Origin of the sequence: Variovorax sp. HJSM1_2 (assembly GCF_049316285.1) — a bacterium.
Lineage (GTDB): Bacteria > Pseudomonadota > Gammaproteobacteria > Burkholderiales > Burkholderiaceae_C > Rhodoferax_B.
Genome location: NZ_JBMOXA010000008.1, coordinates 68,647 through 93,062, shown reverse-complemented (window position 1 = coordinate 93,062; position 24,416 = coordinate 68,647). Strand labels below are relative to the sequence as shown.

The window sequence follows — 24,416 nt, the reverse complement described above, 5'->3', positions numbered from 1 at the left end:
CAAACGGGGTGATCAGTGCAAGTCGCTTATGCCGACTTGAGCTTCAGACCGGTAAACATGGCCTGGTTCTCGGCAATTACCTTCTCCAGCGGGCCCCAGTCGAACATCCTGGCGTCGGGCAGCTTCTTCAAGTAGCCCATTTCCTTCATGGACTTGGCGCGCTCCAGAATGAACTGGGTTTGGTTGCGCTGGTCGATCATCACCGGCTGGCGTTGCGAGGCCAGCGTGGCGGCCTCCAGCGTGGTTTTGTAATAGGTGCCCACGGTTTCCTTCAACGCGCCGGCGCGGTCGGTTTCGATCTGCTGCTGGGCGGTGAGCAAGGCCTTGATCACGGCGCGCACCACCTCGGGTTGTTTCTCCAGCAGCGGCGTGCGCACGGCCAACACGCAGTCGGCGTATTGCGGGCCATACAAGTCGGTGCCATCGCTCAACACACTCGCCCCCTTGCGCGCGGCCACGGTTTGCGTGGCGTAGGGTTCAACGGCGCAGATCGCATCCACCGCGCCGCCGATAAAGGCCTGCGCCATTTCGGGCGAGGTGTTGAAGTAGCGGATCTTCACGTCTTTGAACGACAAGCCGGCTTTCTTCAGCCAGTCGTAGGGCAACACTTCCAAGGTGTCTGCCTGGAAGGTGCCCAGCGTTTTGCCCTTCATGTCGGCGGCACTTTTAATGCCGTCGCGCGCCACCACCAGGCAGCCGTTGACACCACCGCCCGCCACCACACGCACGGGTGCGCCCGCGTCGTAGAGCGACAGGAAGTTGGAGTACGGAATCATCGACATGTCGACCGCGCCCACACCAAACAGCGTGACGATGTCGGTGTTGGTGGGCGTGACCACAAACTCCAGATCCACCCCATCGCCCTTCGCCAGTTGGCGCTGCTTGGCGATGAAGATGCCCAGGTTGCACAGCCCTGCACCGTGCGTGGCTTTGATGGTGGTGCGCCCAGCCGCACGCGCGGGCGCAGCGCCCAGCGCGGCCGCCATGCCCATGGGCAAAACAACCATGGCTGCACCTGCGGAAAGCGACTTCAAGAAGCCGCGACGTGCTGCGGGGGAGAGTGTTTGCGCAGCTTGCAGGGCTGCAAAAGCTTGTCCATTACGTTCGCACATACCAATACCTCATTCTTCAAACGGGCCTCAAACTAAAAAGGCCCTGGGTGACTAAGAAGCCACACCAGAATTCGGTAAGGATGTTGCCGCTGCTGCACGAGAGTTGTTCACGCTCCCCGCCGCAGTGGGCATTCGGCCCGCACCGAATTCCCAGAGTGACCCAAGAATTCCGGCACGCCAACCGAAGAAACACAAACGCTGCGCTGATAGAACCCATGCAAACCACATGCCAGTGCTGGAGTGCGGAAAACCTAGCCTTGAATGTGGCTGCGAACCAACGCGCGCACCAAAAGAATGCAGATCACACGGAGGCTCGTACCCGCAAGCACGTCACAAACCAAACTGGGGCGTGTTCACTCATCGCAGCGTGACGCGCCCTCTCTCCTGCGCTACCCGTATCTGTGACCAAGGAGCACCCAGCGAAAAAATGCAGCTTACAGCAGGAGAAGTGAAACATGTTCGGCTCGTTTTTAAGAAAGAAACGAAATCGAATCAAGCCTCATAGCAGTCGCTCACGACATGCTAGTAAACGATCTCACCGCGACGGTTCATCGGGCGACGTAGGCACACATTTTCAGTATGAGGACCTACGCTAGTATTTCGTATGCGCCTGTACTACATGACCCCACTCGATATAGCGGTGAAATACATTCTTCCTGAAAAGCGTATGCGGCTCAGTCAGTTTGCACGCCTAAACGACCCTTTTGAGCTAATGAGCTACAACCAAGGCGGCGCTGAAGAGCGGTACGTATTCAAGATGCTTCGCGACCATTGGGAGAAATCATTGGGAGTCCTCTGCTTTGGCAAGCATTGGAAAAGCCCGGTTATGTGGGCGCATTACGCAAGGTCTCACACCGGCGTTTGCCTTGGTTTCGATGTGCCTGATGAGATGCCAAAGCAGATAATCTACGAGCCAGAGCGCATAAAGTGGGCCGTTGATCTCGCTAAGCCGATCCGAGGTATAGACATCAGCTTGCTCGAAAAAGTGATCACGACCAAATACGCGCAATGGGCCTATGAGGAGGAGTGGAGACTCTTCGGAGAGCTGAAGGATGCAGATCCGTCGAGCGGCGAGTACTACTTGAATTTTGGGCCTGCCTTAACGCTACGGGAAATCATCGTTGGTGCTAGGTGCCAGAACAGCGTCGGATCGTTCAAAAAGCTTGCCGGCGAAGTTGAGAGGACTGTCGAAATCATCAAGGCGCGTCCAGCGTTCGAAACATTCACGATGACCAGACAGATGAAGGTTTCGAAGATTACTGTGCTTCCGAAACAACATTTGCGAGCACCAAGTAACGGCGCATCAGGCCTGTCTAACTTGCTCACGAATTCAGCATCCGACATTGGAAGATGAATGCCTGCCCTTGTGCAGAGCAGCGTCTTTCAACAAATCTAGCCATGAAAAAAGCGCCGAGTGTTTCCACTCGGCGCTTTTCTTTTAGCTAACGCGAAAACTCAGCGTGGCAGATCCGAGTACCCCATCAGGAACTCGTCCACCGCACGCGCGCCTTGGCGGCCTTCGCGGATGGCCCAGACCACCAGGGACTGGCCACGGCGGATGTCGCCAGCGGCGAAGACCTTGGGCACGTTGGTGGTGTAGCCGCCGGTGAAGTCGGTGCTGGCCTTGGCGTTGCCACGCGCATCCTTGTCGATGCCGAAGGCGTCGAGCACGGCAGCCACGGGGCTCACAAAGCCCATGGCCAGCAGCACCAGGTCGGCCTTCATGGTGACTTCGGTGCCGGGGATTTCGACCAGCTTGCCGTCCTTGAACTCCACACGCACGGTCTTCAGGCCGGTGACCTTGCCTTTTTCGCCAATGAACTCCTTGGTGGAGATGGCGAACTCGCGTTCGCAGCCTTCGTCGTGGCTGGAGCTGGTGCGCAGCTTGATCGGCCAGTAGGGCCAGGTCATGGGGCGGTTTTCTTCTTCGGGCGGACGCGGCATCACCTCGAACTGGGTCACGCTCACCGCGCCATGGCGGTTGCTGGTGCCCACGCAGTCGGAGCCGGTGTCGCCGCCACCAATCACGATGACGTTTTTGCCGTCCGCGCGCAGTTGGCCCTTGAGCTTGTCGCCGGCGTTGACCTTGTTTTGCTGGGGCAGGAACTCCATCGCGAAATGGATGCCGTCGAGGTCGCGGCCGGGCACGGGCAGGTCGCGCGACTGCTCGGCGCCGCCGGTCAGCAGGATGGCGTCAAACTCTTTTTGCAGCTGCTCGGGCGTGACGGTTTCCTTGGCCCAGTTGGTGACCTTGGAGCCCTTGCCCAATGGGTCCTTGGCCGCGCCCACCACCACGCCGGTGCGTATGGTCACGCCTTCGGCGACGAGCTGTTCAACACGGCGGTCGATGTGGCTCTTCTCCATCTTGAAGTCGGGAATGCCGTAGCGCAGCAGGCCGCCCACGCGGTCGTTTTTCTCGAACAAGGTGACGTCGTGGCCCACACGCGCCAACTGCTGAGCCGCCGCCATGCCGGCCGGGCCTGCGCCCACCACGGCGACCTTCTTGCCGGTCTTGTGTTTGGCCGGGCGGGCGGTCACCCAGCCCTCTTCCCAGGCGCGGTCGATGATGGCGTGTTCGATGGACTTGATGCCCACGGCGTCGTCGTTCACATTCAGCGTGCAAGCGGCTTCGCAGGGTGCGGGGCAGATGCGGCCGGTGAACTCGGGGAAGTTGTTGGTGCTGTGCAGCACGGCAATCGCGTTCTTCCAGTCATCCTTCTGACCACGGTACACCAGGTCGTTGAAGTCCGGGATGATGTTGTTGACCGGGCAGCCGTTGTTGCAGAACGGCGTGCCGCAGTCCATGCAACGTGCGGCCTGCACCTTGGCCTGCGAATTGTCGAGGCCAACCACAAACTCTTTGTAATGCTTCAAGCGCTCGCCTACAGGCTTGTAGCCTTCTTCGATGCGCTCGTACTCCATGAAGCCAGTGACTTTTCCCATGTTTCTATCCTGTCTAGTTCTATCGTGAGGGCGACGTTTTCTTAGCGCTTATTTGGCTGCGACCGCTTCTTTTTTGCTAGCTGCTTTCGCAGCTGCAGCGGGCGCTGCAACGGCTTTTGGCTCTTTGCGTTCGCTCAGTGCGCGTTTGTATTCGTTAGGGAACACCTTGACGAACTTCAGGCGCGCCTCAGTCCAGTTGTCGAGCAGTTCGCGGGCCCGGCGGCTGCCGGTCCAGCGGTTGTGGTCGCCCAGCAGCTTGCGCAGTTGGGCTTCGTCGGTCTCACCCATGTGCCAGTGGATGGGCTGCACGCCGCTGGCCTTTTGTTCGGCGGCGGTTTGCACTTTTTCGAGCGTGACCATGGCGGGGTTGCAGCGCTTGCTGAACTGGCCGTCTTCGTCGTACACGTAAGCCACACCACCACTCATGCCCGCCGCAAAGTTGCGGCCGGTCTTGCCCAGGATGACGGCGGTGCCGCCGGTCATGTATTCACAACCGTGGTCGCCCGTGCCTTCCACCACCGTGGTGGCACCCGACAGGCGCACCGCAAAACGTTCACCGGCCACGCCGCTGAAGAACGATTCACCGCTGGTGGCGCCGTACATGACGGTGTTGCCAACGATGGTGTTTTGTGTGGAGATGCCACGGAAGTCAATGCTAGGACGCACCACGATACGGCCGCCCGACAAGCCCTTGCCGGTGTAGTCGTTGGCGTCGCCTATCAGGTACAGCGTGATGCCCTTGGCCAGGAACGCGCCGAACGACTGACCACCCGTGCCTTCGAGCTGGATACGGATGGTGTCGTCTGGCAAGCCATCTGGATGCACCTTGGTCAGCGCGCCCGAGAGCATGGCGCCCAGCGAACGGTTGACGTTGCGCGCCACTTCCATGAACTGCACTTTTTCGCCACGCTCTATGGCCGGACGCGAACGCTCGATCAGCACGTTGTCGAGCGACTTGTCGAGACCGTGGTCCTGGTTTTCCACGTGGTAACGCGGCACATCGGCTGGCGCATTGGACAAGGCGAACAGGCGGTTGAAGTCCAGGCCGCTGGCCTTCCAGTGGGCGATGCCTTTGCGCATGTCCAGCAGGTCGGCACGGCCTATCATGTCGTCGAACTTGCGTATGCCCAGCTGGGCCATGATCTGGCGCACTTCTTCGGCGATGAAGAAGAAGAAGTTCACCACGTGCTCGGGCTTGCCCTGGAATTTCTTGCGCAGCACCGGGTCTTGCGTGGCGACACCCACCGGGCAGGTGTTGAGGTGGCACTTGCGCATCATGATGCAGCCTTCAACCACCAGCGGTGCGGTGGCGAAGCCGAATTCATCAGCGCCCAACAACGCGCCAATGGCGACGTCGCGGCCGGTCTTCATCTGGCCATCGGCCTGCACACGCACGCGGCTGCGCAGGCGGTTCAGCACCAGCGTTTGCTGGGTTTCGGCCAGGCCGATTTCCCAGGGGCCGCCCGCGTGTTTGATGGACGACCAAGGCGATGCACCGGTGCCGCCGTCGTGCCCGGCGATCACGATGTGGTCGCTCTTGCACTTGGTGACGCCTGCGGCGATGGTGCCCACGCCTACTTCCGACACCAGCTTGGTACTGATGCTGGCGTGTGGTGCCACGTTCTTCAAGTCGTGGATCAGCTGCGCCAAGTCTTCAATCGAGTAGATGTCGTGGTGCGGTGGCGGCGAGATCAGGCCCACGCCTGGCACCGAGTGGCGCAGCTTGCCGATGTATTCGGTCACCTTGCCACCGGGCAATTGGCCGCCTTCACCGGGTTTGGCACCTTGCGCCATCTTGATCTGGATCTGGTCGGCGCTGGACAGGTACTCGGCCGTCACACCAAAGCGGCCCGATGCCACTTGCTTGATGCGCGAACGCAGCGAGTCACCTTCGTTGAGCGGGTAGTCGGACTCAACCACGTCCTTGCCGATGATGTCGGCCAGGGTCTGGCCCTGCTTGATGGTGATGCCCTTGAACTCCTGGCGGTAGCGGTTCGCGTCTTCACCACCTTCGCCGGTGTTGCTCTTGCCGCCGATGCGGTTCATGGCCACGGCCAGCGTGGTGTGCGCTTCGGTGGAGATCGAGCCCATGGACATGGCGCCGGTGGCAAAACGCTTGACAATTTCCTTGGCGGGTTCAACTTCGTCGACCGAGATAGCCTTGGCCGGGTCGATCTTGAACTCGAACAGGCCACGCAGCGTCATGTGGCGGCGGCTTTGGTCGTTGATCAACTGGGCGTACTCTTTGTACGTGCTCCAGTTGTTGGCGCGTGTGCTGTGTTGCAGCTTGGCGATGGCGTCGGGCGTCCACATGTGTTCTTCGCCGCGCACACGCCAGGCGTATTCACCGCCAGCGTCGAGCATGTTGGCCAGCACCGGGTCTTCGCCAAACGCGGCCTTGTGCATGCGCAGCGCTTCTTCGGCGATCTTGAACACGCCGATACCTTCGACCTTGGAGGCCGTGCCGGTGAAGTACTTGTTCACGGTGTCGGTGTCGAGGCCGATGATCTCGAACAACTGCGCACCGCAGTAGCTCATGTAGGTGCTCACGCCCATCTTGGACATGATCTTAGACAAGCCCTTGCCAATCGCCTTGACGTAGTTGTAGATGGCTTTTTCTGGCGACAGGTCGCCCGGCAGATCCTTGTGCAGGTCGGCCAGGGTTTCCATGGCGAGGTAGGGGTGCACGGCTTCTGCGCCGTAACCGGCGAGCACGGCGAAGTGGTGCACTTCACGCGCGGTGCCGGTTTCCACCACCAGGCCGGTGCTGGTGCGCAGGCCCTTGACCACCAGATGCTGGTGGATGGCGCTGGAGGCCAGCAGTGCCGGAATGGCGACTTGCGAGGCGCTCACGGCACGGTCGCTGATGATCAGGATGTTCTTGCCACCCTTGATCGCGTCCACCGCTTCGGCGCACAACGAGGCCAGCTTGGCTTCTACACCTTCACGGCCCCAGGCTTCGGGGTAGGTGATGTCCAGCGTGTAGCTCTTGAACTTGCCGTGGGTGTGCTTCTCGATGTCGCGCAGCTTGGCCATGTCGGCAAAGTCGAGAATCGGTTGCGACACTTCCAGGCGCATCGGTGGGTTGACCTGGTTGATGTCCAGCAGGTTGGGCTTGGGGCCAACGAACGACACCAGCGACATCACGATGGCCTCGCGGATCGGGTCGATCGGCGGGTTCGTCACCTGCGCGAACATCTGGCGGAAGTAGTTGTACAGCGGCTTGTTCTTGTCGCTGAGCACGGCCAGCGGGCTGTCGTTGCCCATGGAGCCAATGCCTTCTTCACCGGCTTGCGCCATGGGCGAGAGCAGGAACTTCAGATCTTCTTGTGTGTAGCCAAAGACTTGCTGGCGGTCGAGCAGGCTCACCTCGCCTTCGGTGGCGCTGGCGGGTTCACCACCACCAACCACGTCGTCAAGCTTGATGCGCAGGTTGTCGATCCACTGCTTGTAGGGCTTGGTGTTGACGACGTTGGCCTTGAGCTCTTCGTCGTCGATCATGCGGCCTTGTTCCAGGTCGATCAGGAACATCTTGCCGGGCTGCAGGCGCCACTTGCGCACGATGTTGCTCTCGGGCACGGGCAGCACACCGGATTCAGAAGCCATGATGACCAGGTCGTCGTCGGTCACGCAGTAACGCGAGGGGCGCAGGCCGTTGCGGTCCAGCGTGGCGCCGATCTGGCGGCCGTCGGTGAAGACGATGGAGGCTGGGCCGTCCCATGGCTCCATCATGGCGGCGTGGTATTCATAGAACGCGCGGCGACGCTCGTCCATTTGTGTGTGTTGTTCCCACGGCTCGGGGATCATCATCATCACGGCCTGGCTGATGGGGTAACCCGCCATGGTCAGCAGTTCCAGGCAGTTGTCGAACGTGGCCGTATCGGACTGGTTGGCGAAGCTGATGGGGTAGAGCTTTTGCAGGTCGGCCGCCAGCACGGGCGAAGCCATCACGCCTTCGCGCGCCTTCATCCAGTTGTAGTTGCCCTTGACGGTGTTGATTTCACCGTTGTGTGCCACGTAGCGGTATGGGTGCGCCAGTGGCCACTCTGGGAAGGTGTTGGTCGAGAAACGTTGGTGCACCAGGCCGATGGCCGAGACGCAACGTGGGTCTTGCAGGTCGAGGTAGTAGGCACCCACCTGGTCGGCCAGCAGCAAGCCCTTGTAGATCACCGTGCGGCTGGACATGCTGGGCACGTAATACTCTTTGCTGTGCTTGAGCTTGAGGTTCTGGATGTTGGCGCTAGCGGTCTTGCGGATGACGTACAGCTTGCGCTCCAGCGCGTCTTGCACGATGACGTCGTCGCCACGGCCGATGAACACCTGGCGCAGCACCGGCTCGGTCTTGCGCACGTTAGGCGACATGGGCATTTCGCGGTCCACCGGCACATCGCGCCAGCCCAGCAACACCTGGCCTTCGGCCTTGATGGCGCGTTCCATCTCTTGTTCACATGCCAGGCGCGAGGCGTGCTCCTTGGGCAGGAAGATCATGCCCACGCCGTATTCACCGGCAGCCGGCAGCGTGACACCCTGCTTGCCCATTTCTTCACGGTACAAGGCGTCGGGAATCTGGATCAGGATGCCGGCACCGTCGCCCATGAGCTTGTCGGCCCCCACCGCGCCACGGTGGTCGATGTTTTCCAGGATCTTGAGCGCCTGCGTCACGATGTCATGACGTTTCTCGCCCTTGATGTGGGCGACGAAACCCAGACCACAAGCGTCATGCTCGTTGTTGGATGAATACAAACCGTGGTCTTTGAGATGTTGGATCTCGGCAGCCGTCGTCATGGCGCTCTCCTATTGGTATATCGCAGGGATGGCAAGCATAGTGCACTGCAACAAGAATGCCAAGCAGAACAATTAGGGTCAGAAACCAATTAAATGTTGACCAATTTAATTTACATTTAATTAGGGACACATTAAATTCAAGAGCATTTCTCGCAATGTGGACATGCTTGAATGGCCTATTTCAGTCTTGTTTTTTGACCATGGCTGGGCGCCCGGCAGACACTTTGTGTAAACGCCGCTCGGTTTGGGTTTGCAAATCTGCAACGAATTCAGCGTCGCCCAGCGCCCAACCATGGAGCACGGCGTCCATCAAATGCCGGTGTTCGCTGCTGGAAATACCCGCCTGCACCAATTCGGCATACGCCGCTTCGCGCGCAAATGGCGTGTTGCCCAAAGCCCAGTACACCGCATGCGGGCTGAGCCAACGGTCCACGCGCTGGCCTATCCAGTGGCCGTGGCTGGACCACGCGTAGGCCCTGGCCTCTGGCACCAGGCCCGCCCGGATGGGCTCTTGCTCAATGGCCACCATCGCCGGCAGCAAAAATCGCTCGGGCTGCAGCACGGTGGAGCGGTAGCGCCCTTCCCACAAGGTGCCGCTGCGGCCGTGTCGGTCGTTGAAATAACGCACGTAGCGCCGCCCCACCGCCTGCATGAAGCTTGAGAGGCCTTCCACCGAACCGGGCGTGAGCAGCACCTGGAATTGGTCTTGCAGCAGCACATAGGCGTGCACCGCCACGTCGTAACGCTGGCTGTTTTCTTCCAGCAGCGCCAGCAGAAAAACGTAGTCTTCAGACACGGCAAAAATCGCCTGACGGTTATTGCCGCGCTGCACCAGAACGTGCGGCAAACCGGGGATGGTGAGACGGGGAAGCCGAGCCATGTGCACAGTACCTTGGAGTGATGCGCGATATTACTGGCGTTCTGTCCCCTATTCTTCCAAGCAGCGTTTCTGCGCAAATCGTGGCCTCGGGCAGTTGCAAGCCCCAGCTTGAGGTGGCGCATCAAGCACTTGGCGCATGGGCACCGGCTACGGGGCGGGGCCGCGCCGGCGTGGCGCGGCTGGTTTACGCCGCAGCCGCAGGCAAGGGGAAGCGCGTGGCCTGCAAATCGGTTATGCCAAACTCGGCCATCAGGCTGGTCAGGCGTTCGGCGGCGCTGCGCTTTTTCTGGCCGGTGTATTTGGCGACGATCAGCTCGTTTTTCATGCTGTGTTCCCAGCCCACCAGCTCGGTCACGGTCACTTGGTAGCCTGAGGCTTCCAGGTACAGACAGCGCAGCACGTTGGTGATCTGGCTGCCGATTTCACGCGTGTGTATGGGGTGGCGCCACAGCTCGGCCAGCGGTGTGCGCGACAGCTGCAGCGCCTTGTTTTGCCGCAGACACGCCGCCACTTCGGCCTGGCAACACGGCACCAGCACCATGGCGCGCGCACGTTTGGCCAGGCCAAAGGCAATGGCGTCGTCGGTAGCGGTGTCGCAGGCATGCAAGGCCGTGACCACGTCGATCTGCTCGGGCAGTTGCTGCGAATGGGTGGACTCGGCCACGCTCACGTTCAGAAACGCCATGCGTTCAAAGCCCAGCGTGGCGGCCAGCTCTTGTGATTTCAACACCAGCTCGGCACGGCTTTCGATGCCGTAGATCCAGCCCTGGTTCAGCGCCTTGAAAAACAGGTCATAAATGATGAAGCCAAGGTAGGACTTGCCGGCGCCGTGGTCGGCCAGCGTGACGCCTTTTTCTTCCAGCGAAGGTGGCAGTTCCTTGAGCAGCTTCTCGATGAAGTTGAACAGGTGGTAGACCTGCTTGAGTTTGCGCCGCGAGTCTTGGTTGAGCTTGCCGTCGCGCGTCAGGATGTGCAGCGCCTTGAGCAGCTCTATCGACTGGCCCGGGGCGATCTCCGGCGCAATGGCGGCGGCGTCCGTCACGGGCGCTGGGTTTGGTTTTTTCTGTTTGCTCATGGCGATGTTGGTTTATGCGGCACCGCGCCAAGGTCCAGTGCATCCCAGCCACTTTGGCCGAGCTGCTCCAGCGTTTGCATATTGCGCTCGTAGATGGCCTCGGCCTCGGGAAAGGCCTCCACCGCGCGGTCTATGCTGTCTTCACGCAGCAGGTGCAGCGTGGGGTATGGCGCGCGGTTGGTGTAGTTGGCGATGTCGTCGGCGTCGGTGCCGCCGAACTGGTACAGCGGGTGGAAGCTGGCGATCTGGATCTCGCCCTCCAGCTCCATGCGCACCAGCAGATCGTCGGCGCGGCCCAGAAAGTCGTTGAAGTCGAGAAAGTGGCCCAGCATGTCGGGCGCGATCAGCACGGTGGTGTCGCGGACTTCAGCGTCGAGTGCCAGCAGATCGCGCAGTTCTTTGGCCAAGGCTTGCAGCAAGATCTCTTCGGCGTCTTTGCCCGCAGCACGGCACACCGCGTAATGGATTTGCTCTTTCACGTGCACGGCTTTGGCAAACGGGCACAGGTTCAGTCCGATGACGGCACGGGTCAGCCAGTTCTGCATGCGCTGCACCACGAAGGCGTCGGCAGCAGAATCGACAGCGTCGGGGGCGTGCATAAAGTGTTCCGGCAAAGGGCGCGATTTTACCGGCGCGGCCGCTTCCGCGTGCCGCAAGGGCTTACGCCACCAGGCGGCGGCCCGTCAGGCGTTCGTGTTCGGCCAGGGCGAAACGGTCGGTCATGCCGGCGATGTAGTCGGCCACCACACGCGCCACGGCATCTGGCTCACCCTGCACCGCGGCTGCGCGCGCCGCATAACCCCTGGCCATGGCGGCCGGGTTGCCCACATACAGCGCAAACAGCTCCTCCACCACCTGTTTGGCTTGGCTGGTCATGTGCATGACTTGTGCATGCCGGTAGAGGTTGCGCATCAGGAACTGCTTCAGCGGCAGCGCCTGGGCGCGCATTTCGGGGCTGAAGCACAGCAGCGGCGCACAGCGCCGTGCCGCGTCGGCACTCTCGGGCTGCGCCAGTTGCAGGGCCGACCGGGTGGCGGTGATCACGTCGTACACCTGGGCGCTGAGCATGCGGCGGATGCTCTCGAACAATACACGCCGCCCGCTCAGATGGGGAAACTCGGCCAGCGCTTGCCGCCGGTAGTAGTCGAACAACTCGACCTCCTGCAACTGCTCCAGGGTGATCAGGCCCGAGCGCACGCCGTCGTCCACGTCGTGGGCGTTATAGGCAATCTCGTCGGCCAGGTTGCACAGTTGCGCCTCCAGGCTGGGCTGGGTGTGGTCGAGAAAACGCCGGCCCACATCACCCAGCGGGTTGGGCCCGGCCGCATCGGCGGCGGCCTCTAGTGCCACAGCGTTGAGGCGCGAACAATGCTTCAGAATGCCTTCACGGGTTTCAAACGTCAGGTTCAGCCCGTCGTAAGCCGGATAACGCTCTTCCAGGCTGTCCACGGTGCGCAGGCTTTGCAGGTTGTGCTCGAAGCCGCCGTGGCCGCGCATGCAGGCGTTTAACGCGTCCTGGCCGGCATGGCCAAACGGTGTGTGGCCCAGGTCATGCGCCAGCGCAATGGCTTCCACCAGGTCTTCATTCAACTGAAGCGAGCGCGCGATGGAACGACCGAGTTGCGCCACTTCCAGCGAATGGGTGAGCCGTGTGCGAAACAGGTCGCCCTCGTGGTTGAGGAACACCTGTGTTTTGTAGACCAGCCGGCGAAACGCCGTGGAGTGCACGATGCGGTCGCGGTCGCGCTGGTACTCGGTGCGCGTGGGCGCGGAGGATTCAAAGTAGCGGCGCCCTCGGGACTGCGCGGGATCACAGGCGTAGGGGGCGAGCATATTGAATCTCAGATCAGCCGTTTAGGCTTATAAATGTTGCGCGGCAAGCTCTCATAAAAAGAGCACTAAACCGATACACAGCAAGCATCAATCACTTCGCGCACCAGTGCATCGGGGGCGCTGCGCATGGCCGCTTTGCCGGGGCCGTCGATCACCACAAAACGAATTTCACCGGCCTCGGCCTTTTTGTCTACACGCATCAATTCGAGGTAGCGGCCGGCGTTGTCGATGTCGCTGAGCAGCGGGCCCTGCACCGGCAGACCGGCATGGTGGATCAAGCGCATCAGGCGCGCCACCAGCTTGCCATCGATCAAACCCAGCCGCTGTGACAGCGTGGCGGCCATCACCATGCCACAACCCACACCTTCACCATGCAGCCAGGCGCCGTAACCCATGCCTGATTCCACGGCATGGCCAAAGGTGTGGCCAAAGTTGAGAATGGCGCGCAGGCCGCCTTCGCGTTCGTCTTGCGCCACCACCCAGGCCTTGATTTCACAGCTGCGCTTGACCGCATAGGCCAGCGCCGCCACGTCACCGGCGAGCATGGCATCCAGGTTGGCTTCGATCCAGTCGAGGAACGCCATGTCGGCAATCGGGCCGTATTTGATGACCTCGGCCAAGCCGGCACTGAGTTCGCGGCGTGGCAGCGTTTTCAAGCTGCCTAGGTCGCAGACCACCTGATGCGGCTGGTAGAACGCGCCTATCATGTTCTTGCCCAGCGGGTGGTTGATTGCAGTTTTGCCTCCCACGGACGAATCCACCTGCGCCAGCAGCGTGGTGGGCACCTGCACAAACGGCACGCCGCGCATATAGCTCGCGGCGGCAAACCCGGTCATGTCGCCGACCACCCCGCCGCCCAATGCAAACAGCACGGTTTTACGGTCGCAACCCTTTTGCAGCAAGGCGTCAAAAATCAGATTGAGCGTACTCCAGTCTTTGTGGACCTCGCCATCGGGCAGCACCACCGTGTGCACCGCGGCGTAATGCGCGCCCAGGGCTTTTGCCAACTGCGCCGCATAGAGTGGCGCCACGGTGTCGTTGGTGACGATCAGCGCAGCGGCAGCCTTGGGAAGCTGCGCCCAGGTGGCTGCTTGGTCGAGAAGACCGGAGCCGATCAGGATAGGGTAGCTGCGCTCGCCAAGGTCAATGGATACCTGCTCGGTGCGGACGGTGGCGGTGGTCATAACGGGTCAAACCTGCGAAGTAAATGGCGTGAAGATGGCGTCTGCCAAGTGTACGGCGCGAAGCTGACACACATCACCAAGTCATCAGCCGTTAAGCGCTTGCCGGTGGCGGCGCTGGCAGCGGCGGCGCCACATCGGGCAGGCCCAAGGTGGAGATGATGGACCGCACCACCGATGGCACGGAACTGCGCACCGGCTCAATGGTGACGTGCGCCGTCTCCTGGTAGAGCGGGTCGCGCAGGGTGAACAAATCACGCAGGCGCCGAAGTGGGTCTTCCACCTGCAACAACGGGCGGCTCACGTCATGGCGCAAGCGGCGAAACAACTCTTCCGGGGATGACTTGAGGTAGACCACCTGGCAACGGCTGTGCAGCACTTGCCGGTTGGTGGGACGCAACACGGCACCGCCCCCCGTGGCCAACACGCCTGGGCCACCCTGGCTCAGCGCGTCTATGACCTCTTGCTCGATATCGCGAAAACGCGCCTCCCCTTCACGCTCGAAGTACTCACGGATCGAGCAGCCGATACGCTGCTCGATTTCGTGGTCTGAGTCGATAAAGGAGAGTTGCAACCGCCGCGCTAATTGCCGCCCGACCGTGGATTTACCGGAGCCGGGGAGGCCTACTAAACTAATCAGCACAACACCTCATGACCCGACTTAGCTTGGGCTGTTGCAGGCACCTGAGCCGTATGGAGGCACAAGGAACGAACCATTGGTTTGATCGCCGTCAATAAACGTGGTCAGAAACAGACCTTCAGCCATACCCTGGGATCCGGCGACGTTGGTAGTGACACGAACGCGGTAGGCCAACCATGTGGCGAAGCGTTGCGAGTACTCGACCTTAATCAACAAAATCCCGCTCGCATTTGTCGTTGTCACTGCGGGGTCAGCGTAGCGAACCAGCAAGTCACTCTTGCGTGGCTCCAAGGTAGCTTGACCGTTGCTGTCCACACTTCCGTTCACGTTTTCACCTGGATCAACACTTCCATTTCGGTTGGTGTCTTCATTTGCACACCACACTCGTTCCCCTCGGGTGGAGGGAATCGTACTCACAGAAGGGTATGAGTCGATCAAGGAAGTAGGGACAACGCTAAGCCACTGAGTGGAGGGAATCGCCGCACCACTACCATCCCTGAATGGATAGGCGTACTGGCCTTTTCCAAAATGGCTTAAATCAACAGAGATATCTACGGCTGCACCAGACACAGGACGACCAGCAGAATCTGCAACCGTTACCGTAAAGGTCTTGATATAGGTACCGGACCCAGCCTCTAACAAGTTGTCATTGCCGATCGAGATGGCCAGTGCTTGACCAGCAACGGTCAAGGACGCCGTCAACGACGCTGGGCAATCGGTTGCGGAAGTGAAGTCCACGGCCGAGTAACAGGCTCGTACTGTCACACCATTGGTCGGGCTGCTATTTTGTCCTGCAATATATTGAGAGGTGGTACTGCCAGACACATCTGTATAGGATGTCGCTGAGCCGGTGCTCAGCGAAGAACCTACTTTGGGCAATCCAGTCGTAGTGTCATCAAACCGAACACGCACGTTAGGGATGGGATTATTGGATGCGTCAAGAAACAAAAACTTAAGCGTTGACTTGTTGGTCGTAAAGCCTGATGCGTTTACGGAAAGTACGTTGGGCGAAGCCGAAAGAGAAGGCAAGGCACCAGACGGAATAACCGCTGCCGGCACAGCCCCGGCACTCGCAAATACTTGCAACTGATAGTCGGCTGCCTGTACGCCACTGCCAGATGCAGTAACCGTATAAACCCCAGAAGCACTGGGGGCAGTAAAGCTTTTAGTGGCCACACCACTAGACGCAGTGCTCGCCGACTGCCCCTGCAGGGCTGGAATAGATCCACCGAAGGACACAACACTTCCAGCAATAGGATTATTTGAGTAGTCGACCAGGGTTGCAGTTAAAACGACTGCTTGCCCTGGCGTGGGCGCTGAAGGCGTGGCTTGCAATGTAATTTTGCTACCCGCAATACGCACCAGCACTTTTTTTGTTTTGCCGTTGATCGTCACTGTAGCTGTGACATCGCGATCCGCCTTACTGGCGCCAATAGAGATCGTGCCTGAGTAAGAGCCATTGGCGTCTGTAACCGCACCTGATGTAGGCGCAAAGACGGTGTTGTTGTCGGTCGCAACGGCCACAGTCGCACCCACAACAATGTTGTTGTTTGCATTCACTGCAATGACCGTCAACTTCGCTGAATCAGAGCCACTGTTATTAATGGTGCTCTTGTCAGTGGAGATATAAAAGTCACTTACCGAAGAGGTGGTATTTGTAGATCCAGAGCTGCTACCGCTGCCGCTGCTAGGCGTCCCTGGATTCCCCCCCCCTCCTCCGCAGGCCACCAAGGCCGCCGTCAGCATCCCACCCAACAGGTATTTCAAATAACGCATTTTTTCTAGTTTCCTTGAATTTCAGGTCAGCGCACTTGCGCGCGCTCGACAATCATTTTCGGGGTGATAAACACCAGCATTTCTTGTTTGTTCGTGGTGCGGGACTTGTTTCTGAAGAAAACACCCGCGTAAGGGATGTCACCCAAGAAAGGCACCTTGTTTTCGGTGTCTTGTTCGTCCAGCGTGAAGATCCCGCCAATCACCACCGTCCCGCCGTTCTCCACCAGCACCTGGGTCTTGATGTGTTTGGTGTTGATGGCGATACCGGCCACCGTGGTTTCGCCGCGGCTGTCCTTGTTGATGTCCAGATCGAGAATGATGTTGCCCTCGGGGGTGATCTGCGGAGTGACTTCCAATTTCAGGTTGGCTTTACGGAAGGCAATGGAGGTGGCGCCGCTGGAGGTAGCCACCTGGTAGGGGTACTCCGTGCCCTGCTCGATCAGCGCCTTGGTTTGGTCGGCCGTGACGATGCGCGGGCTCGACACCAGCTTGCCCTTGCCGTCAGATTCCAGTGCCGAGATTTCCAGGTTCAGGAATCGGTTCGCCGTGGCGTTGAAGATAGACACGGCAAACGAGGCCACCTCTGCCGTTGCCGAAGTTGCCGGCAGATTCACGAAGTTGCTGGTCGTGTCCACCGTGCCATTGGCACCGCTGGAGGCCACCACGTTGCTGTAGTTGGTACCGAAAGCCACACGGTTATTGCCTGAGAGTTGGTAGCCACCGTCGCCGCCATTCTGCGCACGCAAATCGGCAGAACCCAGTTTGATACCGAGCGATTTGCCAAAAGTGTCTGAGGCCTCGACGATACGTGCCTCGATCAGCACTTGGCGCACCGCCACGTCCAAGCGCTTCACCAGTTCCTGCACGGCAGCCAGTTTGCTGGCGACATCGGTGACAAACAATTGGTTGGTGCGTGGCTCGGGAATGGCGGTGCCGCGGGCGCTCAGGAAACGGCTGCTGCTTGTGCCCGACGAAGTGGTACCGGCGTTGGTAATCTGCGCAGCGATGTCTGCAGCCCGGGCGTAGTTCATCTGGAAGGCCTGGGTTTGCAGCGGCTCCAGGCTCTCCAGCGAAGCTTGGGATTCAAGGTCCTTTTTGGCGCGCGCATCCAGCTCGTCTTTGGGCGCAATCCACAAGACGGTGCCACTCTTCTTCATGCCCAAGCCCTTGGCGTCCATGATGATCTGCAGCGCCTGGTCCCAGGGCACGTCTTTCAAGCGCAACGTGAGCGAGCCCGTCACCGAGTCAGAGGTCACCACGTTGAAGTTGGTGAAGTCGGCAATCACTTGCAGCAACGAGCGCACTTCTATGCTTTGGAAATTGAGCGAGAGTTTCTCACCTCTGAAGCCAGGACCCTGGGTCAACTTGCCCGGATCGGCTTTGAGCTGGCGCACTTCCACCACGAACTGGCCGTCACTCTGGTAAGCGCTGTGCTCCCACTCGCCTTTGGGCTCGATCTGCATACGCACCCGATCGCCGACCTGGGTGGTAGTCACAGACTGCACCGGGGTGCCGAAATCGGTCACATCCAAGCGGCGGCGCAGGCCCTGGGGCAAGGTGCTGTTGAGAAAATCGACGATCAGGCTAGGCCCCTGGCGGCGCACGTCAACACCCACCTGGTTGTTGGCCAAGGCCACAATCACGCGCCCGGCAGCATCCGTGCCCCGGCGGAAGTCGACGTCCTTGATGGGCATGGCATCGGTGTGAACGCCTTCGGCAAAGGTCGGAGCAGCGACCGCTGTTTGCGCCGGTGCGGCCACCGGGTCGAGCACCACCAACAATGCCTTGCCTTGGATCTCGGCCTTGTACGAAGTCGCCTGCTTCAGGTTCAGCACCACACGCGAGCGCTCGCCCACCTGCACCACATTCACGGAGCGCAAGTTGCCCTGGTTGATCTCGACTGCCGAGCGGCCAATACCGTTGGCCACACCCGGAAAATCCAGCGCGATGCGCGCCGGCGACTGGATCGCGACACCCGAGGGCAATGCCGCCAGTGGTTGTGTCAGTTCGATACGGATCACTTCAGCACCACCCTGAAGCGAGCCGGTGACGGATTCAATAACGCTCTGGGCGTATGCAGACACGGACGCAAAAGCCAGGAGACAAGCTGCCAGGGCCTTGTCTCGGGCGCGCCATGCCGTTCGATGTTGATTATTCATTTCGCTCTCTCTTGTAGCACCAAACTCGCCGGACGCTCGATCCAGTCACCCGTGGGGTCCTGTACGATTTCTCTGAGGGTCAGCTCTGATTCATCTATTTTCAGAACCCGCCCATAGTTCAGGCCCAAGTGGTTGCCCACACGCACCTGATACAGCAAGTTGTCCACCCTCACCAATGCCACAGGCTCGCCCGCACGACGCAGGCTTCCGACCATGGTCATGCTGTCCAACGGAAACGCTTCCAGCGACTCTTTGCGCCGCGCCATCTCTGGAGCGATCAGCGCGGTGTTCGACGTCGACTGGGTCGAATCCCGGCGCAACGCCTGGGTCAAGCGCTGACTGCTAAAGGGTTCGATCGCGCCTTCACCGGTGTAGGCCTGGGGCACAAATTTCTTAGGTTCCACGAGCGGTGCAATCCGCGGCTTCACCTGTGCCCGCTGTTCGGCCATCCATTGGCGCAATTCTTCTTCACCCGCGTTGCCGCAAGCTGCCAGCAACAGCGGCAGGCCCAAGGCCAATATCCAAGCTGCGCGGCGCATCATTTCTTCGCCCCCGGGGCTTTTTGCTGTGCCGCGATTTCGTCCTTGTCCAGATAACGGAAGGTCCGTGCGGTCACATCCATGGACAGGGTCCCATCTTTCGCGGGCGCCAACGTCATGTTGTTCAAGGTGACGATGCGCGAGAGATTCGCCACATCGGAGGCAAATGCGCCAATGTCGTGGTAGCGCCCCGTGACCCGCACGGCAATCGGCAACTCGGCGTAATACTCTTTGACCACCACTTGCCCAGGGCGGAACAAGTCAAACTGCAGGCTGCGGCCCAGGCCGGCTTGGTTCACGTCCGACAGGAGCGCTGCCATTTCGGCCTTGCTCGGGAGTTGCTTCTCCAGTTGTGTCACGTATTGCTGCACTTGTTCACGCTGCTGCTTCAAGGCTTCCAGATTGACCGCCTTGGTCATGCGCTGGGTGTACACGCCACGCAACTCGGCTTCTTTATCCCGCGCGACGCGCAGCTCGTCCTCAAACCCGCTGAGCCACAAGTACCACAATGCGGCCACCACAAACAGTGCCACCGCCAGCAACAGCAACGCACGAGGGAGTACCGGCCAAACGGACGGATCAGACGGATTCAAGCCCCGGAATTGGCGCACTACACTTTCTTGTAGCTGCGCAAAATCGATCTTGGTATTTGGTTTCTTGGCCATGATGCGGGGTGCAGACTAAGGCTTGGACGCGGGAGCAGCGACGGCCGCAGCGGAAGCGGCTGCAGCCACCTGCTGCACTTCACTGGTACGCATCAGGCGCACACGCAAGTTGAAACGCGCGACACGGCGTTGGTCACGGGGTGTCAAAGCCACATTGTCAGCCACGATTTCCACCAGATCCGGGCGCGACAGCCAAGGCGTGTTGTTCGCCAGATTGCGCAGCAACTCGGATATCCGTTCGTTTGACTGTGCCTGGCCTTGGATCAGGATGTTCTGGTTCTCTTGCTTGAGACTGGTGAGAAACACACCGTCGGGCAATTGCACCACCAATTCGTTGAGCAAGTGCACTGGCAAATTGCGGTCCGCCTGCAGGTCTTCCACTGCCTTTTGCCGCTCGGTCAAGGCCTTGATTTCGGCCTCCAGTGTGGCGATTTCTTTGATCTGGCCATCCAGCACCGCAATTTCACGCGTCAAAAATGCATTGCGCTCGTTTTGCTCGCTGATCTGGGCGTCGTACCAGAGATATCCCACACCAATGATCAAGGCACCCGCAACGGCCGACAAGCCCAGTGCGGCGTTGAAATTGTCACGCCGCCGCTTGCGCGCTGCCTCGCGATGCGGCAGCAGGTTAATCAGAATCACTGCAAAAACCTCCGCATGGCCAACCCGCAAGAAGTGAGATAGGCCGGCGCCTCGCGCACCATTTTCTTCAGCCGTACATCACCGCCGAGTTCCATGCCTTCAAACGGATTCACCAAGCTGCAGGAGAACGATGAATGCGCCATCACCGCCTCAGCCAAACCCGGCAAAGGCGCGGAGCCACCGGCAAGCATGACGTAGTCCACCTTGTTGTGCGGCGTGCTGGTGAAGAAGAACTGCAGTGCCCGGCCAATTTCTTGCGCCATGCTTTCCACAAAAGGCCGCAACACGGTGTTCTCGTAATCCTCGGGCAACTCGCCGTTGCGCTTCTTGGTCTCGGCCTCGTCCATCGAAAAGCCATATTGGCGCACGATCAACTGCGTCAGCTGCGAGCCACCGAACGCCTGATCGCGGTCGTACAAGACCTCGTCATCACGTATCACTTGCATGCTGGTGGTCAGCGACCCGAGTTCAAACAACGCCACCAAGGCGCCGGCCCCTTTGTTCGGCAAGCGCTCGATCAGCCGCGAAGTCGCCAGCCGCGAGGCATACGACTCGATGTCAAGAATCACCGGGTTTAAGCCGGCTGCTTCAGCCAGACCTTGACGATCCTGCACTTTTTCTTTGCGCGACGCGGCAATCAGCACCTCGACATCACCAGCCGAATTCGCGCTCGGACCAATGACGCAAAAATCCAGGCTCACTTCATCCAGCGAAAACGGAATGTATTGGTTGGCCTCTGACTCCACCTGAACCTCCAACTCCATGTCGGAAAGGCCCGCAGGCAGAATGATTTTCTTGGTGATCACGGCTGAAGGCGGCAATGCCAGCGCCACGTTCTTCGTGCGCGTACCGCTCTTTTTGACCAAGCGCTTGAGCGCGTCGGCCACCTCATCGAATTTGTCGATGTTGCCGTCGGTGATCCAGCCCCGCTCCAATGGTTCCAGAGCGCAGCGTTTCAGCAGCAAGTTGCCCGCCCCGTCATAATCCAATTCAACCAGCTTCAAGCTGGAAGAACTGATGTCGATCCCGACAAGTGGGGCCGACTGGCGTCTGAATAACGACCCCAAAGAGATCAAAACCGTCTCCTGCAATTGAGCACGATGCTACAAAAATTAACACTTCGTGGCATGCTATCAGCAACATTACCCCCGAGCAAAGCTTATTGCCCAAGGTGATCCATGGAACCGTTGTCAAAAGCCTACGCTCTAATGACATATACACGGTCGATTAAAAGGCATGCTCGAACAGCAACTTCAGCAGCCAAGTGCGCAGGCAGCCCGCCAGGCGGCTTCGCGGCCTACAGACGCTTACATTCAGTACAGGCAAAATAGCGCCGCAAAGCGTGACCGACATGCTACCGACAAAAAGCCGCTGATTTCACAGCCGATTCGACTCTGACGGGACATCACTCTCGCTGTCACCCGGAACTCTATGCCATCAAAACCTCCTTCGTCTTCTGAAAACCGCTCCGACCGCCCCGCGAGCACGCGCCCCCTATGGATGGTTTGGCTGCTGCGCCTGACCGCCTGGGGCGCTGGGCTGCTGGTGGCGGGCCTGCTGTCGGTGGCCATGGTCATCGCCATTGCCTTGGCCATGGCTTATCCCAACCTGCCCGATATTTCAGCACTGGAAGATTACCGGCCGAAATTGCCACTGCGCATCTACTCCGCTGAAGGTACCTTGCTCGGTGAATTTGGCGAAGAACGACGCAACCTGATGCCGATCGACGAAATCCCGGCCGTGATGAAAAACGCGGTGCTGGCGATCGAAGACGCGCGCTTCTATGAACATGGTGGCGTGGACTACAAGGGCATGCTGCGCGCGGCGCTGGCCAATCTGGGTCGAGCCAAAAGCCAAGGCGCCTCCACCATCACCATGCAGGTGGCACGCAACGTCTACCTGTCGTCCGAGAAAACCTTCACCCGTAAGATCTACGAGGTATTGCTGACCTTCAAACTGGAGCACTTGCTCAGCAAAGACAAGATTCTGGAAATCTACATGAACCAGATCTTCCTGGGCAACCGGGCTTACGGCTTCGCCGCAGCATCGGAAGCCTACTTTGGCAAACCGCTGAAGGACATCTCCATCGCCGAAGCGGCCATGCTCGCCGGTCTGCCCAAGGCCCCTTCGGCCTACAACCCCATCATCAACCCGAACCGCGCGCGCGCGCGCCAGCTCTACATCATCGAGCGCATGGAAGAAAACGGCTTCATCACCGCCGCACAGGCGGATGCAGCCAAGAAAGAAGAGCTGAAAATCCACACGGCCAACAGCAGCGAACGCATTCACGCCGAATATGTGACCGAAACCGTGCGCCAGCTGATGTTTGCCCAGTATGGCAATGAGACCTATACCCGTGGCCTGAACGTCTACACCACGCTGCAAACCGAAGACCAGACCAGCGCCTACAAATCGCTGCGCAAAGGCATCATGGACTACGAACGGCGGCAGATTTACCGCGGTCCGGAAAAGTTCATCACCCTGCCGCAGAACGCCGCCGACCTGGACGACGCGGTGGACGATGTGCTGGCCGAGCACCCGGACAATGGCGACGTGATGTCGGCCGTGGTGCTCTCGGCAAATGCAAAGAAGATCACCGCCGTGCGTGGCAACGGCGACACGGTGGAAATTGTCGGCGAAGGCCTCAAACCCGCCCAGTCCGGCCTGGCCGACAAGGCGCCCCCCAAGATCAAGATCATCCCCGGTGCCGTGATCCGCGTGGTCAAGACACCCAAAGACACCTGGGAAATCACCCAGCTACCCGAGGTGGAAGGCGCCTTTGTGGCGCTGGACCCGCGCTCCGGCGCCATCAAGGCCCTGGTGGGTGGCTTCGACTTCCAGAAGAACAAATTCAACCACGTGACCCAGGCCTGGCGCCAGCCGGGCTCCAGCTTCAAGCCATTCATCTACTCGGCGGCACTGGAAAAAGGCTTTACACCCGCCACCGTGGTGAATGACGCCCCGCTGTTCTTTGACGCCGGCGTGACGGGCGGCCAGCCCTGGGAACCCAAAAACTACGATGGCAAGTTTGAAGGCCCCATGACGCTGCGCAATGGCTTGGCCAAGTCGAAGAACATGATTTCGATCCGCATACTGCAGTCGATCGGCCCGGCATACGCCCAGCAATGGGCCACACATTTCGGCTTTGACGCCGAGAAACACCCCGCCTACCTGACCATGGCCTTGGGTGCCGGATCGGTCACACCCATGCAAATGGCGGCGGCCTACTCCGTGTTTGCCAATGGTGGCTACCGCGTCAATCCGTGGTTGATCACCAAGGTCACCGACTACAAAGGCAAAACGCTGGCCGAAACCAAGGCACCGGTACTGGACGAGTCACTGCGCACCATCAGCGCGCGCAACTCGTTCATGATGACCAATCTACTGGGCGAAGTCACCTTGCGCGGTACCGCCGCTTCGGCCCAACGCATATTGAAGCGCCCCGATGTGTACGGAAAAACCGGCACCACCAACGACTCGATCGACGCCTGGTTCGGTGGCTACCAGCCAACGCTGGCGGCCGTCGTCTGGATTGGCTACGACACCCCACGCAACCTGGGTGCACGCGAAACCGGCGGCGGCTTGGCCCTGCCGCTGTGGATCAACTTCATGGAAACGGCCTTGAAGGGTGTGCCGGTGGTGCAACCCACGGTACCCGAAGGCGTGGTGCAGGTGGGCGGCGAATGGTTCTACAACGAATACGCGCGCAGCGCCGGCGTGAGCAGCCTGGGCGTTGAGCCCTCAGCTGGTGGCACCGGCGCGGAGGCGCCCACCGCGCCACCAGCCGCCGAGGAACGCAACCGCATCCTCGACCTGTTCAAGAACTGATGTCGGCGCTGGGGCTGGCGCTGGGCTCAGGCCTGAAAAACCAGCGCCTGCCCTGCTTGGGCGCTGGCATCTCGGCTCAGACTGGCAAAAAACTCACCCTGCCCTTTGGTATCTTGCCACTGGCCGTCCACCCACTTGAAGTGATATCCGCCCGATTTCGCCGCAAGCCAGACTTCGTGCAGCGGCTTTTGCAGATTGATGACAATCTGGCTGCGGTTGGAAAATGTCAGCGTCACCATGCCGCCGGTGCGTTGGTTGTCAATGTCGGCATCGCTGCGGTCATTGATGCCATCACAACTTGCCTCTACCGCGTTGAGCAACTGCTCTGCGCGGTCCATAAATTCCGGGTCGGTCATAC

18 protein-coding genes are annotated in these 24,416 nt (G+C 59.9%); 2 read left to right on the top strand and 16 right to left on the bottom strand.

Going from position 1 to position 24,416, the window contains the following annotated elements; all coding sequences use genetic code 11:
* Window positions 1–26 precede the first annotated feature (26 nt).
* Window positions 27–1,112: an ABC transporter substrate-binding protein gene (locus ACFQ95_RS10970; protein ID WP_422830898.1), complete on the bottom strand. Its 1,086-nt coding sequence runs from the start codon at window positions 1,110–1,112 to the stop codon at window positions 27–29.
* 604 nt (window positions 1,113–1,716) lie between these two features.
* Between ACFQ95_RS10970 and ACFQ95_RS10965 the strand changes: the two genes are divergently transcribed.
* Window positions 1,717–2,466 (top strand): DUF2971 domain-containing protein, encoded by a 750-nt coding sequence (locus ACFQ95_RS10965; protein WP_422830897.1) that lies wholly within the window; start codon window positions 1,717–1,719, stop codon window positions 2,464–2,466.
* Window positions 2,467–2,567: 101 nt separating this feature from the next.
* Here ACFQ95_RS10965 and ACFQ95_RS10960 read toward each other — a convergent pair whose 3' ends face one another.
* From ACFQ95_RS10960 to ACFQ95_RS10895, 14 genes are all read right to left on the bottom strand, one after another.
* Window positions 2,568–4,055: a glutamate synthase subunit beta gene (locus ACFQ95_RS10960; protein ID WP_422830896.1), complete on the bottom strand. Its 1,488-nt coding sequence runs from the start codon at window positions 4,053–4,055 to the stop codon at window positions 2,568–2,570.
* A gap of 48 nt (window positions 4,056–4,103) precedes the next feature.
* Complete coding sequence (locus tag ACFQ95_RS10955; RefSeq protein ID WP_422830895.1) at window positions 4,104–8,840, bottom strand: glutamate synthase-related protein; 4,737 nt, start codon at window positions 8,838–8,840, stop codon at window positions 4,104–4,106.
* Between the two features lie 181 nt (window positions 8,841–9,021).
* A complete protein-coding gene (locus tag ACFQ95_RS10950; RefSeq protein WP_422830894.1) occupies window positions 9,022–9,720 on the bottom strand; it encodes a transposase in 699 nt (232 codons plus the stop codon).
* Window positions 9,721–9,904: 184 nt separating this feature from the next.
* Complete coding sequence (locus tag ACFQ95_RS10945; RefSeq protein WP_422830893.1) at window positions 9,905–10,795, bottom strand: class I SAM-dependent methyltransferase; 891 nt, start codon at window positions 10,793–10,795, stop codon at window positions 9,905–9,907.
* Window positions 10,792–11,394, bottom strand: a complete 603-nt coding sequence (locus ACFQ95_RS10940) for a DUF1415 domain-containing protein (protein WP_422830892.1) — start codon at window positions 11,392–11,394, stop codon at window positions 10,792–10,794. The genes ACFQ95_RS10945 and ACFQ95_RS10940 overlap by 4 nt, the downstream gene beginning before the upstream one ends.
* Window positions 11,395–11,455: 61 nt before the next feature.
* Window positions 11,456–12,628, bottom strand: coding sequence for a deoxyguanosinetriphosphate triphosphohydrolase (locus ACFQ95_RS10935; RefSeq protein WP_422830891.1), 1,173 nt, complete (start codon window positions 12,626–12,628; stop codon window positions 11,456–11,458).
* A gap of 65 nt (window positions 12,629–12,693) precedes the next feature.
* Entirely contained in the window at window positions 12,694–13,812 is a 1,119-nt protein-coding gene (aroB, locus tag ACFQ95_RS10930) for a 3-dehydroquinate synthase (protein WP_422830890.1), read from the bottom strand.
* Between the two features lie 91 nt (window positions 13,813–13,903).
* Entirely contained in the window at window positions 13,904–14,452 is a 549-nt protein-coding gene (locus tag ACFQ95_RS10925; RefSeq protein WP_422830889.1) for a shikimate kinase, read from the bottom strand.
* 18 nt (window positions 14,453–14,470) lie between these two features.
* Window positions 14,471–16,225 carry a hypothetical protein gene (locus tag ACFQ95_RS10920; protein ID WP_422830888.1) on the bottom strand — a complete coding sequence of 585 codons (1,755 nt, stop codon included), beginning with the start codon at window positions 16,223–16,225 and terminating at the stop codon, window positions 14,471–14,473.
* Between the two features lie 26 nt (window positions 16,226–16,251).
* Window positions 16,252–18,384: a type IV pilus secretin PilQ gene (gene pilQ / locus ACFQ95_RS10915; protein WP_422830887.1), complete on the bottom strand. Its 2,133-nt coding sequence runs from the start codon at window positions 18,382–18,384 to the stop codon at window positions 16,252–16,254.
* Window positions 18,381–18,923, bottom strand: a complete 543-nt coding sequence (locus ACFQ95_RS10910; RefSeq protein WP_422831120.1) for a pilus assembly protein PilP — start codon at window positions 18,921–18,923, stop codon at window positions 18,381–18,383. The genes pilQ and ACFQ95_RS10910 overlap by 4 nt, the downstream gene beginning before the upstream one ends.
* Window positions 18,923–19,588, bottom strand: a complete 666-nt coding sequence (locus ACFQ95_RS10905; RefSeq protein ID WP_422830886.1) for a type 4a pilus biogenesis protein PilO — start codon at window positions 19,586–19,588, stop codon at window positions 18,923–18,925. The genes ACFQ95_RS10910 and ACFQ95_RS10905 overlap by 1 nt, the downstream gene beginning before the upstream one ends.
* A 15-nt stretch (window positions 19,589–19,603) precedes the next feature.
* Window positions 19,604–20,230: a PilN domain-containing protein gene (locus tag ACFQ95_RS10900; RefSeq protein ID WP_422830885.1), complete on the bottom strand. Its 627-nt coding sequence runs from the start codon at window positions 20,228–20,230 to the stop codon at window positions 19,604–19,606.
* Window positions 20,227–21,306, bottom strand: a complete 1,080-nt coding sequence (locus ACFQ95_RS10895; RefSeq protein ID WP_422830884.1) for a pilus assembly protein PilM — start codon at window positions 21,304–21,306, stop codon at window positions 20,227–20,229. Before ACFQ95_RS10895 ends, ACFQ95_RS10900 begins: the two co-directional genes overlap by 4 nt.
* A 355-nt stretch (window positions 21,307–21,661) precedes the next feature.
* Here ACFQ95_RS10895 and ACFQ95_RS10890 point away from each other — a divergent pair, with 355 nt between their 5' ends.
* Window positions 21,662–24,058, top strand: a complete 2,397-nt coding sequence (locus ACFQ95_RS10890) for a penicillin-binding protein 1A (protein WP_422830883.1) — start codon at window positions 21,662–21,664, stop codon at window positions 24,056–24,058.
* Between the two features lie 26 nt (window positions 24,059–24,084).
* Here ACFQ95_RS10890 and cyaY read toward each other — a convergent pair whose 3' ends face one another.
* Window positions 24,085–24,414 (bottom strand): iron donor protein CyaY, encoded by a 330-nt coding sequence (gene cyaY, locus ACFQ95_RS10885; protein WP_422830882.1) that lies wholly within the window; start codon window positions 24,412–24,414, stop codon window positions 24,085–24,087.
* Window positions 24,415–24,416: the final 2 nt, after the last annotated feature.

Bases quoted from the DNA above. Each gene is read 5' to 3' on its own strand.
- ACFQ95_RS10970 (WP_422830898.1), bottom strand. From the start codon at position 1,112: ATGTGCGAACGTAATGGACAAGCTTTTGCAGCCCTGCAAGCTGCGCAA.
- ACFQ95_RS10950 (WP_422830894.1), bottom strand. From the start codon at position 9,720: ATGGCTCGGCTTCCCCGTCTCACCATCCCCGGTTTGCCGCACGTTCTG.
- ACFQ95_RS10920 (WP_422830888.1), bottom strand. From the start codon at position 16,225: ATGCGTTATTTGAAATACCTGTTGGGTGGGATGCTGACGGCGGCCTTG.
- cyaY (WP_422830882.1), bottom strand. From the start codon at position 24,414: ATGACCGACCCGGAATTTATGGACCGCGCAGAGCAGTTGCTCAACGCG.
- ACFQ95_RS10965 (WP_422830897.1), top strand. From the start codon at position 1,717: ATGCGCCTGTACTACATGACCCCACTCGATATAGCGGTGAAATACATT.
- ACFQ95_RS10955 (WP_422830895.1), bottom strand. From the start codon at position 8,840: ATGACGACGGCTGCCGAGATCCAACATCTCAAAGACCACGGTTTGTAT.
- ACFQ95_RS10910 (WP_422831120.1), bottom strand. From the start codon at position 18,923: ATGCGCCGCGCAGCTTGGATATTGGCCTTGGGCCTGCCGCTGTTGCTG.
- ACFQ95_RS10905 (WP_422830886.1), bottom strand. From the start codon at position 19,588: ATGGCCAAGAAACCAAATACCAAGATCGATTTTGCGCAGCTACAAGAA.
- pilQ (WP_422830887.1), bottom strand. From the start codon at position 18,384: ATGAATAATCAACATCGAACGGCATGGCGCGCCCGAGACAAGGCCCTG.
- ACFQ95_RS10945 (WP_422830893.1), bottom strand. From the start codon at position 10,795: ATGAGCAAACAGAAAAAACCAAACCCAGCGCCCGTGACGGACGCCGCC.
- ACFQ95_RS10935 (WP_422830891.1), bottom strand. From the start codon at position 12,628: ATGCTCGCCCCCTACGCCTGTGATCCCGCGCAGTCCCGAGGGCGCCGC.
- aroB (WP_422830890.1), bottom strand. From the start codon at position 13,812: ATGACCACCGCCACCGTCCGCACCGAGCAGGTATCCATTGACCTTGGC.
- ACFQ95_RS10960 (WP_422830896.1), bottom strand. From the start codon at position 4,055: ATGGGAAAAGTCACTGGCTTCATGGAGTACGAGCGCATCGAAGAAGGC.
- ACFQ95_RS10890 (WP_422830883.1), top strand. From the start codon at position 21,662: ATGCCATCAAAACCTCCTTCGTCTTCTGAAAACCGCTCCGACCGCCCC.
- ACFQ95_RS10940 (WP_422830892.1), bottom strand. From the start codon at position 11,394: ATGCACGCCCCCGACGCTGTCGATTCTGCTGCCGACGCCTTCGTGGTG.